Annotated in this window: 13 protein-coding genes and 1 pseudogene; 2 read left to right on the top strand and 12 right to left on the bottom strand. The window is 30.5% G+C overall.

Annotated elements, in window-relative coordinates:
- Positions 1-73 precede the first annotated feature (73 nt).
- From IDG66_RS14230 to IDG66_RS12725, 9 genes and pseudogenes are all read right to left on the bottom strand, one after another.
- Positions 74-145: pseudogene (locus IDG66_RS14230) on the bottom strand (hypothetical protein); the annotation flags it as partial.
- Between the two features lie 173 nt (positions 146-318).
- On the bottom strand, positions 319-516 hold the full coding sequence (locus IDG66_RS12760; protein ID WP_000794565.1) for a helix-turn-helix transcriptional regulator: 198 nt from the start codon (positions 514-516) through the stop codon (positions 319-321).
- 165 nt (positions 517-681) lie between these two features.
- Positions 682-1,404 carry an ATP-binding cassette domain-containing protein gene (locus IDG66_RS12755; RefSeq protein ID WP_000960712.1) on the bottom strand — a complete coding sequence of 241 codons (723 nt, stop codon included), beginning with the start codon at positions 1,402-1,404 and terminating at the stop codon, positions 682-684.
- Positions 1,405-1,415: 11 nt separating this feature from the next.
- Positions 1,416-1,880, bottom strand: a complete 465-nt coding sequence (locus tag IDG66_RS12750) for a stage II sporulation protein M (RefSeq protein ID WP_001793228.1) — start codon at positions 1,878-1,880, stop codon at positions 1,416-1,418.
- Positions 1,881-1,917: 37 nt separating this feature from the next.
- The gene (locus IDG66_RS12745) at positions 1,918-3,636 is read right to left on the bottom strand and encodes a hypothetical protein (RefSeq protein ID WP_001837290.1); all 1,719 of its coding nucleotides are present in this window, start codon (positions 3,634-3,636) and stop codon (positions 1,918-1,920) included.
- Between the two features lie 37 nt (positions 3,637-3,673).
- Positions 3,674-3,895 carry a putative cyclic bacteriocin gene (locus IDG66_RS12740; RefSeq protein WP_000915920.1) on the bottom strand — a complete coding sequence of 74 codons (222 nt, stop codon included), beginning with the start codon at positions 3,893-3,895 and terminating at the stop codon, positions 3,674-3,676.
- 206 nt (positions 3,896-4,101) lie between these two features.
- Complete coding sequence (locus tag IDG66_RS12735; RefSeq protein ID WP_001233397.1) at positions 4,102-5,280, bottom strand: ABC transporter permease; 1,179 nt, start codon at positions 5,278-5,280, stop codon at positions 4,102-4,104.
- The gene (locus IDG66_RS12730) at positions 5,277-5,957 is read right to left on the bottom strand and encodes an ABC transporter ATP-binding protein (protein ID WP_000571408.1); all 681 of its coding nucleotides are present in this window, start codon (positions 5,955-5,957) and stop codon (positions 5,277-5,279) included. The genes IDG66_RS12735 and IDG66_RS12730 overlap by 4 nt, the downstream gene beginning before the upstream one ends.
- Positions 5,954-6,709, bottom strand: a complete 756-nt coding sequence (locus tag IDG66_RS12725) for an efflux RND transporter periplasmic adaptor subunit (protein WP_001253185.1) — start codon at positions 6,707-6,709, stop codon at positions 5,954-5,956. Before IDG66_RS12725 ends, IDG66_RS12730 begins: the two co-directional genes overlap by 4 nt.
- A 125-nt stretch (positions 6,710-6,834) precedes the next feature.
- On the opposite strand from IDG66_RS12725, the gene IDG66_RS12720 reads away from it, so the two are divergent.
- Positions 6,835-7,434, top strand: a complete 600-nt coding sequence (locus tag IDG66_RS12720; protein WP_000059054.1) for a hypothetical protein — start codon at positions 6,835-6,837, stop codon at positions 7,432-7,434.
- 146 nt (positions 7,435-7,580) lie between these two features.
- Here IDG66_RS12720 and IDG66_RS12715 read toward each other — a convergent pair whose 3' ends face one another.
- The gene (locus IDG66_RS12715) at positions 7,581-10,370 is read right to left on the bottom strand and encodes a type I restriction endonuclease subunit R (RefSeq protein ID WP_000331353.1); all 2,790 of its coding nucleotides are present in this window, start codon (positions 10,368-10,370) and stop codon (positions 7,581-7,583) included.
- A gap of 212 nt (positions 10,371-10,582) precedes the next feature.
- Between IDG66_RS12715 and IDG66_RS12710 the strand changes: the two genes are divergently transcribed.
- A complete protein-coding gene (locus tag IDG66_RS12710; protein WP_001550030.1) occupies positions 10,583-10,864 on the top strand; it encodes a hypothetical protein in 282 nt (93 codons plus the stop codon).
- 193 nt (positions 10,865-11,057) lie between these two features.
- Here the strand turns inward: IDG66_RS12710 and rpiRb are convergent, their stop codons facing one another.
- Both rpiRb and IDG66_RS12700 read right to left on the bottom strand, forming a co-directional pair.
- Positions 11,058-11,933, bottom strand: a complete 876-nt coding sequence (gene rpiRb / locus IDG66_RS12705; protein WP_000181832.1) for a pentose phosphate pathway transcriptional regulator RpiRB — start codon at positions 11,931-11,933, stop codon at positions 11,058-11,060.
- A 2-nt stretch (positions 11,934-11,935) separates the two neighbouring features.
- Positions 11,936-13,390 (bottom strand): PTS transporter subunit EIIC, encoded by a 1,455-nt coding sequence (locus tag IDG66_RS12700; protein WP_103143662.1) that lies wholly within the window; start codon positions 13,388-13,390, stop codon positions 11,936-11,938.
- Between the last annotated feature and the right edge of the window lie 6 nt (positions 13,391-13,396).

Here is a 13,396-nt window from a genome sequence, read left to right as displayed (position 1 = left end):
TAAATCCCCCGCCACTATGTGAAGTGCGGGGGATTATTTATATTTTATTAGAATATTCAGATTTTTGAGTGTGTCAACTTAGCTTAGTCAATGTATATTTAACGTCACTTACTCTTTTTCTTTCATAATTAACACATTCAAATAAATGACATTTAATACTTTTCTCGATTAATTTTCTTTTTTAATTCTATTTTTGATTTAATAATGCTATATTTCGGTATTTTAAATTTATAATACGTGTGTTTTCTTTTCAAAATAATAGCAGTTTCTGAGAAGAAATATATTGTCGACTTTTAGATTATCTTTCAATAAGCTCTTTTATTGTGGTTTCTCTCCAAATATCTCATCCAAATTTTTATTCAACACCGAACAAATATTTTTACATAGTGATAGAGAGGGGTTATGTACACCCTTTTCTATAAGAGATATTGTTTGTCTAGTTACTCCAACTTTATTTGCTAGCTCCTTTTGAGTCATAGATAGTGAAACTCTAGCTATTTTCAAATTATTTTTCACTTTTAATTATTCCGGCTTCTTTTTTTTATAAGATTAACTAGACATATATAACCAAAATAAATAATTGGGAAACCAACTACATATGTAAAAAATTGTTTACTTAATCCATTAATGTAGAACATTATGACTGAAGTTAAAATATATACTACACTCATTACTAACAAATCATTTTTCTTCATAAGGTATCACCTCTTTTTGACTTTCTAACAACCATGTTTCTAACGTGGTTTGATTAAATGACTGTGCTTTTCGTTTATCTGTAAAACATCCATCTTTTAACAAATAAATATTTTCTGAGAGTTCTAAAATTGTATTAGGCAAATGACTAGTGAAAATTATTATCTTTTCTTTAGAAACTAATCCCTTTAAAATTCGTGTGAAATTTTTTTGAGCAACATGGTCAAGGGCATTAAATGGTTCATCTAATAATAAAACATTTGAATCTACTAATAACATAGAAGCAAAATTTAGTTTTTGCTTCATACCACTTGAAAAATTATATACAGGTATATTTAGATCTTCTATATTCAAACCTACATCTTTAATAGTTTTCTCAATAGTTATTTGATCTATTTTCCGATTATATAGGCTACATATTAAGTACAAATTATCTTTAGCACTTAAATTTTCATAAAAAAAGGGATTTACTGGTGTGTAAAAAATCTCTTTTTTTAGTGTGCTATTTTCAAAAATACTTTCACTATTTAAATATACATCACCTTTTGTTGGCATCAATATACTACTAATAATATTTAACAAAGTCGTTTTACCTGCCCCATTTACTCCCACTATGCAATTGATGCTCCCACTTCTAAACTTAGCATTCACATTATTCAAAACCATTTTTGAATTAGTAAATTTTTTTTGAAGATTATTTAAAACTAGCATGATACACTTCCTTAATTTATGGTTACATAAACTTCTAATAATGATGCGATTATTGTTAATACAATAACAGTTATTATTGTTGTTACAAAATTATGGAACATCTTATTTTTTATTTTATTTTTCTTTACCATTCTTTGATAAAGGTATGATAAAAAACCTAATGAGAATGTTGAAGCAATTAAAAGTGCTAAAATCTCAAATATAGCGTGTGGCGCTAATACTAATAGAATAGATTTTAATTGATTGCTATAGATTCCATGTGCTATAAAAAAGCCTAACATCCCAGAATTTATGAGTAACATACCTATATTTAACAGACCAAGTGTCAGAAAACCAAATATTGCAGAGAAGAAATAAATTAAATTATGAAAGAAAATCTCTTGTAAATTTAAATCTTGAGCAACTATCATTTTACCTAAATCAATATTTAATAAGTAATAAACCAAGCATCCCAATAATCCGCCTATTATTAACACCAATATATTAAAAATAAAAATTTTTTTGTATTTAATACTATAAATATAAATCCCTCTTTCTCCAAGACTTTGTTATTTTTTGTTTAGAAAACCTAATAAACAACGAAACAAGTATTAAGGCTAAAATGTTGAAAATAATTATAAAAATCATTATGTCAATATAATTACGTTGAGATAAGTAACCTACAAATAGAATTAAAAAATATGATGACGATAAAAAATTCTTAACTTTATCAAAAACAGTATCTTCAAGAAAAATTTGTTCTTCAAAAGACTCTAATTCACTGTAATGTTGATGATTGAAATGTGGAGATAAATACGAAGGTAATAATGATAAATTAGGAATTATTACTGTATTGATGATTATTATTTCAAATCCAATTATATATAAATATATGTCTTGATTTAAAAATATTGCTAATAAAATAATAGCAAGTATTGTTTCTTTAAAACCAATAAAGCGAATTAGAGATAATTTAGAATCGTAAATTTGTTTAAAATCAGTGTTTGACATCCTATACAAACCGATACTTTTTCTATCTGAATCAAAACGTAATGATTTAGTAAAAAAATCCGTCCCCGCAGAAAAACTATCACGAGTTATAGTGTTTAATATCAAAATAAAAATAACTGCATTAGCTAACTGATTATATGCCATCTGTGAAAAATAGATTAAACACCCTAAAAAGAACCATATTGAATAACTAATATAGAAGAAAGGTTTATGTAAATTAACTTCTTCTTTGTTACTTATCCAGTGTTTTAGCTGTATTGTTGTTATAGCTTTTATTGAAATTGGCAACGAAAAATTAATATTTGTTGAAGATAGATAGATATCTTCTTTTCTATACCAAAACCCTATTTTATTTAAATAATATAACGCTATAAATAAAGCTATTGTAATAATCACAAATGATATATTCACAAAGTTTAATCTCATAAAAATAGTGTGAGGTGATATATAATCTAATAATTGCATAACTTTTTCATTAATAATAATGACTTCGTTCTTTATATCCTGAAAATAACTATACCATTCAAAAGTTTTCTTACTTTTTATTACATATGTCGAAAAAACTAAAAAGGGCTTTATTAATAAATTTACTAAAAGAAATGAGACGACAAATCCAATAACAGAAACAATGCTTCCCATCATAAAATTAAAAACACAATAGTGATAAGAAAATAATTTTTTTGTGCTTATGACTTTAATATTTATAAAAATAATTTGAATTACATAAGAGATTGTTGAAAAGTATATTAGTGCACAAAAAACCTTGAGGTTAAATATAAAAGGACTAATATGATATAAACTAATAGCCATACCAACTATCAACAAATTAAAATATCCAACAAACTTTTTTAAAACGTCTGAAGCATATATCAAGTTAAAAATGTCAACTTCTCTCAAACTAGATCTATATAACAGCTGTTTATCCATTGGATTGATCAATAATTTAGTTCTAGGTATTAATGGTATAAATACAATGTAAATAAACATACTCGCATAGAAATAATATTCTATAAAATCAATATAATCACTGAAATAGTCAGCTAACATAATAGTTGAAATAAATAATAATAGTGACGAAAAAATCAATTTAATTAAAAACAGTATTTTTGTAGTAACATTAAGTCGCGACCTTTTTACAATTTCAAATTTTCTACGGATAAAATATCTAAGATTAAATTTTAAATAGGTATAAAATATTGAATTATTCATTGAATCTCCTTTTTTAAAAAGAGGCTTTCCCAAAAAAGAAAGCCTCTCTTATAAAGAATTAGATTATCTTTTACCAAGCAGCTGTTTTTCGTACGCCCCAACGTTTGATAAATCTCATTACTGTTGCACGACCAAGAGCTGCAACCGCAGTACCAGCGCCACCACCAAAAGCAATACCAGCAACAGCTAGCGCGTTCCAAACACTACTTCCATTATATAAGGCAGTAATAAATGTAGTTATAGCTGAACCTTTGATTCCTGTCCAAGCTATTTTTTTATGTAATTTTAGCATAGGCCTTCCACCTCCTTCTCAAAAATATTATATAATATTTTTTTACATCTTAAAAGTAATATGTTATTTTTTGCGTAAATTAAATATATAATTTACATTTTGCAATACATATCTTACTTTTATTCTAATACGCATTTCCATCGTTGGTGTTGATAGTCAGTTTAATATGATAATTAGTCTTCAGTACTTTTACCATTTTAAATTTACTATTTTATAATATCTATGAGCTCTTTCTTAGATGCTGCGCGAGCTGGTATCCATCCAAAAAGAAGTCCAATTAATATCGACACACTAACCGCAATTATGACAGAACTCAAACTTACTACACTTTTAATATAATCTGGTGTTAATACATCAATTATTGTTGCAAACACAACACCTAAAATAAGTCCAATAAAACCACTTGTCACACATATTAAAATGCTCTCTATTAAAAATTGTAGTTCAATATCTCGACTTTTTGCACCAAATGCACGTCGTATCGCAATTTCTTCTGTTCTTTCAGCTACAGATATATACATGACATTCATAACTCCAATACCAGCAATAAAAAGTGAAATACCGGCAACAGCTGCTACAAAATAAGTAATACTATCAAAAATTTTATCAATACTTTTGATAATTTCTTCAGTGTCTGTATATGTATACTCACCTAAAACAGAGCCCGATCCTTTTTTATTTAATAGTGATTCTACTTTTTTAACTACAGTTTTTTTATTGTAACCATCTTCAATAATTATCTGTAAGGTAGGCAGACCTTGATGTAAGTGTCCCATATAGTAGTTGAATGTATTTTCAGGCATTATAACGGTAGATGAGTCAGAATATAGTTTATCCGTAATTCCTATGACTTCAAATCCCTGTCCCTCAATATATAGCGATTTACCAATAGCATTATTATTGAATACAGTTTTTGCTACTTGATCATTTATAACCACTATTTTCTTACGTAATTCATTATCCTCTTTATCAAACCCTCTACCTACTTTAAAAGAGTGTAAATTTTGTTTTTTTATAATGAAGATGTCACTTTTTTTCTGGACATTAGTTATTGTGGCTTCAATTCCTTCTTCTTTATTTTCCTTTAGCTTCGCATCTAGTACGCCATCAACTTGATTTACCAACTCTATATCTCTTTGATTAAAAGGATACTTTTTGATTTTCTCATCAACTTTAAAAGTAAAGCTAATCAACGCTTCTTGTTTTCCGGCGCCAGCATCTGAAAATTGATCAGCAGCAGTTTTTTTAAAGCCATTTCCCAAAGACATTATCGTAATAACAGAAGAAATACCGATGATTATACCTATCATTGTAAATATATTTCTACCTTTATTTTTCAATATTGATTTAAAAGCTATTGTAAAAATATTTAAAACTTTCCTCATTTAATCACCTCTTCATGTTGTATACGACCACCCAAAATATGAATTATTCGATCAGCTTTTTCTGCTACTTTACGATCATGTGTGACTAAAATAATTGTAGTATGATTATCTCGGTTTAATGATGTAAATATGTCCATAATAATTTTAGATGTATCTGAATCCAAAGCACCCGTTGGCTCATCTGCAATAATAAACTTTGGATTATTTATAATGGCTCGCGCAATTGCAACACGTTGTTGTTGACCGCCTGATAGTTTACTAGGAGTAAAATCACCTTTGCCATCTAGGCCTACAGCACTGAGCACAGTCATAACTTTATTCTTTCGTTCTATCGTATTCATATTTGTATATACCAGTGGCATACTTATATTTTCTAAAATAGTATTATTATGAATTAGTTTAAAATTTTGAAAAACAAATCCAACTGTTTTATTTCTTATGTTTGCCAATTGATTATCAGATTGTGTCTGATAATTACTTCCTTCAAACAAATATTCACCATGATACTCTCGATCTATAAATCCTAAGATATTAATCAGTGTGCTCTTCCCTGAGCCTGATGGTCCCATAATCGCTATGAATTCACCTGCATTGATATGTATATTAATGTCTTTTAAAACTCGAATATTTTTATCACCGTTTTTAAAAGTCCTATAAACATTCTTTAATTCTATCATGACGAAATCTCAACCTTATCACCATCATTCATTGTACTTTTAGGTTGTTTAATTAACTTGTCTCCAGGTTTTAACCCCTTTTCTACAATAATGTCACCATTGATTCTTTTTATACGAATATTCCGTTTTTCCACAATACTATTTTTATTAACAATAAAAACATTATTGCCTTTTGTTAATACTGATTTAGGTATTTTAATCGCATTTAATGGGACTTTAATTTCCAACGAATAACCTGCACGTATTGGTAGACTAAGATCATCAATTATAACTCCATACTTTGATAATTCAGAGTTGTTATTACTCTTAAATATTGGAGATGCCGAAATCGATTTTGAATTTGCTAATTCCCCATCGTTGTTACTTTCTGGTAAATGCAGGGCATCATTTTCGTGAAGACTTAAATTCTCTTCATAACTAATAGGCAACTCAGAGATTTGTTTTATAATCCCCGCTCCTGTTTTACCCGTACTCGTAATACTTAAGTTAACTTTGTCTCCTTTTTTGACTGTTTGCCCGTCCGCTACTTGCACACCCAAATATGTTCCAACCTGATTATTTTTATAATATGTTTTAACTTCACGTGGATATGCCTTACCTTGTAAATCTAATTGTCTTTCTTTTTCAACCGTATATGTATTGTATGCTTCTTTACTCTCAGTTCCATAGTTAAAATGTTTCAAAATTTGTGATATCGTAATCAATACTAATAATACACAAATAACAATTAGCCATTTCCTTTTACGCCTCAATTTATGTCCTCCTATAAATGTTAAATACTCTTCAAACCATTTTTTATACTTATTTTTAATAAAATATATTTTTTATATTATTTTTATGATAAAATATAGGAGAATTATATCATTAGGAGGTCTATATGTCATTATCAAAACTACCTTTGCTTAATCACTTTGCAAATATCCGCATTCAACCAAAGTTAATCATTAAGCTGTTTCTGACTTTGATAATAATTGTTACATATACATTTGTTAGTGGACTATCTGTGGACTATAAAAAGTTATTGAGTGAAGCAGGACTCTCAGAGACATCATTAGCACAAATAAAAATTTTTAGTCAAATTAGTATTTTTTTCTCAAGAGTTTTCAGCGTATTATTTACATTTTTAATCATTCTAGTTATCTCTAGAATTATGCGCTCAGATGCTAATACAAAATCTATATTCTCTGCAACGTTAAGCTACATACTGTTTACAAATGCTATTAGTTTAATTATACTTACCATCCAAATAAGTGCCGGTTTATCATTAATTGACTATTCTATTACTAGTTTAAATATTTTTGCTAAAGGAAATCGCATTCTGGGTACTTTCGACTTACAATTTTTTGTACAAGCATACATACTTACAGTCATGCTAATTGGTACGTCGAAACTTTCTATACGAGCATCCACTATTTGGGGTATTATATATCTTATTTTAATTATCACTTTTTCTTTGATTAGTATTAGCATTCAGTGATATTTTCAGATAAAATGTCTCTATTAATTAATAAGTTTAAAACAAGGAACATTCGTTATATTCTTGATAAGATGAATTTAACAAATGAGCCTTTTCTAATGAAATAATAATGCCCCCTACACTAATCTAGCGAGGGGGCTGAATCATTACACACCGTATTTTTCAGTTGTTTCTGCCACGAAAGATTCAATGGCTTTTCTTGCTTTACGCTTTTCTTTCAATGGCAAATCACCAATCATTTTTTTAAGGTGATGTGGGTTTACAACACCACTATACTGGTAGTCATTTGAAATTGTTTTTAGGGCTTGTTCATCGATAGATCTCTCTCCAGCAAATCCTTTGAACTCCGCTTCTTTTTTAATACTTTCGAAATTAACATATTCTTGATCGATATCATCATCCTTATTTAAAGAAGGTACAACATTGTCGATGAATTCTCTAATTAGATCTCGTTTTAACCTCAATGTCGGATCATCTGCATGATCTAAAATGCGTCTAATTTGTTCTTGGTTACGACGTTGTTCCGCTTTGTCTTCAAGATCAATTTGTCTCAATATATTCATAATATAATTCACATTAATCGTATCATTACGCATCATTTCTATTTCGAAATCAATATCATTTAAAATGGATACTTTATTTTTCTCAGCCGTCGCTCTTTTTACTTGATCGTACACAGCTAAATATTTACTTTTATAGTCTTCATTCTCTTGTTCATCCATTCCAATTTCATCAATTGTAAACTCAAACTCGTCAAATGCTTTTAAACGTAATATTATTTTAGCTAATAAACGATAAGCTTCAACAAAGCGCTTTAGCTCTTCTTCATCTTGAATGTCATCAACCATGTGTGGTGTCGGCACAATCATTTTAAGCTCACGATAAGCGTCCATAAATTCTTTTTTATACTCTTCATAACTGCGCATTAAAATTGTATCCGTATCATTTGTTTGTGAGAATACTCTCAGTGCATCGTCTGTCTCTTTTTTCAAGTCACGATAGTTTACAATTTTACCAAATGGCTTTGATTCTTTTTCAACCCTATTTGTACGTGAATACGCTTGAATTAAATCATGATACATTAAATTCTTATCAACATATAAAGTGTTCAGTACTTTACTATCAAAACCAGTTAAGAACATATTAACAACGATTAAGATATCAATTTTACTATCTTTAACGCCCTTTTTAACGTTTTTTGAAATATGATTAAAATACTCATTAGTTGTGTCTGTTGAAAAATTCGTCTCGAACTTTTTATTATAATCACTAATCATTATCTCTAATTTTTCACGTGAATGATATGGCACTTCACCATCACGATCATCTTCATTAGGTTTAAACGTAAATATACCAGCTATCGTTAACGGTTGTTCCAACTTTTTGTTAAGTCGCTTAAATGTCTCATAATATTTAATAAGCGCGTGAATACTTTGGACTGTAAATATACTTGAATATTGACGATTACGTGTATATTTATCATGATTATTGATGATATGTCGTGTTACTAATTCCACACGTTTATCCGCTAACCATACTTCTTCCGTATCAATTGCTTCAACCATGCTGTTATCTTCTGCTTTTAAAGCTTTATTTTTAAAAGTATTAATATAGTCAACTGAGAAACCAAGTACATTACCATCATGAATGGCATCTCTAATTAAATACGTATGTAAGCATCTACCGAAAATATCTGCAGTTGTTCTACCATCTTGACTACTATTTTCTGGAAAACGTGGCGTACCAGTGAATCCAAAGTATTGGGCATTTTTGAAATGTTGTTTAACTAGACGATGCATGTCACCAAATTGACTGCGATGACACTCATCAATAATAAATACAACTTTATTCGTTTTATACTGTTCTAATAAATGGGCATTCCCTTGAATCGCTTTAGCCATTTTTTGAATCGTCGTTACAATAAGTGGCAAACTTTTATCATTTAGTTGGCGTACCAGTTGCGAGGTATTAAAAGTTTTGTCTACAGCACCCTTAGCAAATTTATTAAATTCCTCTTCTGTTTGACTATCCAAGTCTTTACGGTCAACCAAAAAGATAACTTTCTTAATGTCATCTTGCTGTGATAAAATCTGACTCGCTTTAAAAGAAGTCAACGTCTTACCACTTCCAGTTGTATGCCATACATATCCATTATTCCCTGTCTCAGTCGCTTGTTGAATAAGTGCTTCTACCGCATACACTTGATACGGACGCATTGCCATCAGTATTCTATCTGTTTCATTAATAATCATATAGCGCGATATCATCTTAGCTAATTGACAAGGTCTCATAAATGACTCAGCAAACGATTGCAATGTATTGATACGGTTATTCTGTTTATCACTCCAATAAAACATGTGACTCTTCAATAGTTCGCTATCATTATTAGAAAAGTATCGCGTTTCAACACCATTACTAATGATAAACATTTGTATGTAGCGGAATAAGCCTGTGTAATTTTGTTTGCGGTAACGTTTTACTTGGTTAAACGCCTCATTAATATCAATACCTCGACGTTTCAATTCAACTTGGACAAGGGGTAGTCCGTTGATTAATATCGTTACATCATAACGTGCTTTATATGTATCCTCGACAGATACTTGATTCGTCACTTGAAACTTATTTTTACACCAACTTTTCGTATCTAAAAACGACAAATAAACCTCAGACTCATCATCACGTCTAAGTGGTAATTTATCACGTAAAATACGGGCACTCTCGAAAATACTTTTTCCATCAATCATCGTTAACAGACGTTGAAATTCTTTATCTGTTAAGGGATTGCCTTCTAATTTGTCCGCATGACGCTCATTTAAAATCGTTCTAAAATTATCAAGCAATTGCTTATTATCACGTATCGTTACTCTTTCGTAACCCAATTGTTCAAGTTGATTCATCATTTCATTTTCTAATGCGTATTCACTTTGGTATGCCATTCATATCCCCTTCCATACACTTTCTATTGCTCTAAATATATCATAAACTTTAATGAAAAATGTTTGTTTTTTATCTTCAAACGTAAATTTATTCTAATTTTATTGTCTTATCTTTTAATATTTGTCTTTGAGGTAAGTCGTATACTAAAATTTGAATACAAATAATCAAATCATTGATAAATTTTTTGTCTACGATTAATGGAGGGACTTGAATGGTGTTAATTACCTATCAAATCATTTTATTTTTTATTATTAGTCTAAGTTACTATTTAACTTTAAATCATTACATGGCAGTCACTGTAGGTAACTTCACTTCAATATTCGGCATGTTCGCAGCCATACTCTTTATGTACTACTACCTACTCTATAAAAGTCCCGAATACAATCAACGCAAACGATTTAAACATTTCATTCATATCACTAATTTGATAATAATTGCTTTTAGCACCTTCGTATTAGTTCATTTAGCATTAAAATTATTCTTCAGCATTTAATTTCCATCTATGAAAAAAGCAAAGCTCAAATCTGAACTTTGCTTTAATTTGTCACGCCTTTATCATTTTCAAAATAGCCTCTATGCCAGTTTTACAAACTTGTAGCAACAATTTTTCATCAAGCAACTGAATCACATCAAAAACTTCAATTGTTTACGTTGCAACTAACTTTATGTTAGAACGCACACAATATCTAATGTTTAAAATCTATCGTCGCAAGATGCTTCCTGTAATTATCAAGTGCCATTTTCGATTGGGTTATACAATCTAGAATCGCATGATAATTTAATGCTACAAATCGATAGTACAATATATCTACCGTGAATAACTGTGCAAATAGTGACGTTGTAGCCGCCATACGCATTTCATTTTCATCAGTTCTGCCATAAATCAATGCATAGTCTGCAATTTGAGCCACTGGATTATTAGCTGTACTAGATATAGTTATGATGGGAATACTGTAATGTGTGGCCACCTGTGCAATTGACTGCAATTCACTATGACTACCTTGATTCGTCACAAAAATCATGCAATCTCTATCATCATGCGTCGCAAATGTTGACACAAGTAAATGCGTTTCATGTAATAACCTGACATTTAAGCCAATACGAGATAACTTTTGAAAAAGATCACCAATAGTCAAACTCGATGCGCCAAATCCAAATAAAAATATTGTCCTGGCATTTTTCAACACATCACAAATTGCATCAATTTGCGCATCCATAATATTAGTAGCTACAAATCGCATCGTATTCGTTGCTCTAGCAATCATTTTATTTTTCAAAGTTTCTACAGATTCATTTTCAATCAATTCTAAATGTGGATTGGTTGCAATATCTTCGGGTAAGTATCGAGATATCGCAATCTTTAGCTCTTGAAAACCTTGATGTGTCATTTTCCGACTAAATCTAACAATTGATGCTGTACTAACATTCGTAACATCTGCCAAATCATTCACAGTCATATCAATGATTTTATGTGGATTCTTTAAAATGTAATCAGCGATTATCTTTTCTGTCTTCGTAAAATCACTCAACTGCTTATCAATGCGATATAAAATATTTGTCATCATTAATCACCCAACAAATCTGTCTGTCGCATCGCCTTTGTCGTTCCAAATAAATATGTACAAACGAATCCACCAGCATACGCAGCAAGTAATCCTACAATATAACCTAAATACATATTATCTGAGATTAATGGTAATAGTGACACACCACTTGGGCCTATTGCTTTGGCACCAATATGTCCAATTCCACCTATTACAGCGCCACCAATACCACCACCAATACAAGCAGTTAAGAAAGGTCGACCTAATGGCAAAGTCACACCATAGATTAATGGTTCTCCGATACCTAGGAAACCAACTGGCAATGCACCTTTTAAAGTATTACGTAATGTTGTGTTGCGTTTACATCTTACCCAAAGTGCTAATGCGGCACCTACTTGTCCAGCACCAGCCATCGCTGCAATTGGCAATAAGTAAGTAGCACCTGATTGGTTAATCATTTCTATATGAATTGGCGTAAAAATATGATGAAGCCCTAACATAACTAACGGTAGGAAGCTTGCACCAATGATAAATCCACTAAATACGCCACCAATACTAATAATTCCGTTAACTACTGAAACTAAACTGTCTGAAACAAAACCTGCTAATGGCATAAAGATAAAGATAGTTAATAGTCCTACAATCAACAATGCAATAGTCGGCGTTACAATAATATCAATCGCATTTGGCACAATTTTATGTAATCTCTTTTCGACAATACTTAAAATCCAAACGGCAAAAATAACGCCAATAATCCCACCTTGTCCAGGTTGCAATGGTTCTCCAGTGAAGACATTCATTAAAATATTTTTACCAGCAATACCCGTTAATAACGTTGTACCACCAATCACGCCACCAAGTCCTGGTGTCGCACCAAATTCTTTAGCCGCATTAATACCAGTGAAAATAGCTAAGTATGCTAACATACCGTCTTTAATGACATTAAATACTGTTATAAGTTGCGTAATCCAAGCACCTGAAATATAGCCTGCCACCATTAAGTTACTCAGTACTGCTGCAATACCACCAATTAATCCAGCTCCAATAAATGCAGGAATCAACGGTATAAAGATATTGGCAATTGATTTCAATACTTTATTCAACTTACCATTCTTTTGTTTTGCTTTATGCGCTTCCTTATTCGCCTTTGCTTTATCAGCTGCATATGATTTATAGTCCATTTTTTCACTATCATTGTGATGGTGTGGTATTGGGTCACCTAGTTTAACACCACTTAATTCCGCCATATGATTAGCCACTTTATTGACTGTACCAGGTCCAACCACAACTTGAATACGTTCATCGTGTATAACACCCATGACACCATCAATATGCCTTAGTTCTTGGTCATCTACTTTATTCTCATCTAATACTTTAATACGCACACGTGTCATACAGTTCATGACACTATCTATATTATCCATACCACCTACTGCAGCAATAATTCGTTCTGCAAGTTGTTGTTCTTTGGTCATTTAAAT

It is taken from the genome of Staphylococcus sp. EG-SA-18, from assembly GCF_017151825.1.
Lineage (GTDB): Bacteria > Bacillota > Bacilli > Staphylococcales > Staphylococcaceae > Staphylococcus > Staphylococcus aureus.
Note: the sequence above shows the minus strand (reverse complement) of the source record. Positions and strands in the feature narration are given on the sequence as shown.

Coding starts and splice junctions, on each gene's coding strand:
- IDG66_RS12730 (WP_000571408.1), bottom strand. CDS start 5,957: ATGATAGAATTAAAGAATGTTTATAGGACTTTTAAAAACGGTGATAAA.
- IDG66_RS12740 (WP_000915920.1), bottom strand. CDS start 3,895: ATGCTAAAATTACATAAAAAAATAGCTTGGACAGGAATCAAAGGTTCA.
- IDG66_RS12755 (WP_000960712.1), bottom strand. CDS start 1,404: ATGCTAGTTTTAAATAATCTTCAAAAAAAATTTACTAATTCAAAAATG.
- IDG66_RS12715 (WP_000331353.1), bottom strand. CDS start 10,370: ATGGCATACCAAAGTGAATACGCATTAGAAAATGAAATGATGAATCAA.
- rpiRb (WP_000181832.1), bottom strand. CDS start 11,933: ATGACAAATATTTTATATCGCATTGATAAGCAGTTGAGTGATTTTACG.
- IDG66_RS12700 (WP_103143662.1), bottom strand. CDS start 13,390: ATGACCAAAGAACAACAACTTGCAGAACGAATTATTGCTGCAGTAGGT.
- IDG66_RS12710 (WP_001550030.1), top strand. CDS start 10,583: ATGGTGTTAATTACCTATCAAATCATTTTATTTTTTATTATTAGTCTA.
- IDG66_RS12735 (WP_001233397.1), bottom strand. CDS start 5,280: ATGAGGAAAGTTTTAAATATTTTTACAATAGCTTTTAAATCAATATTG.
- IDG66_RS12720 (WP_000059054.1), top strand. CDS start 6,835: ATGTCATTATCAAAACTACCTTTGCTTAATCACTTTGCAAATATCCGC.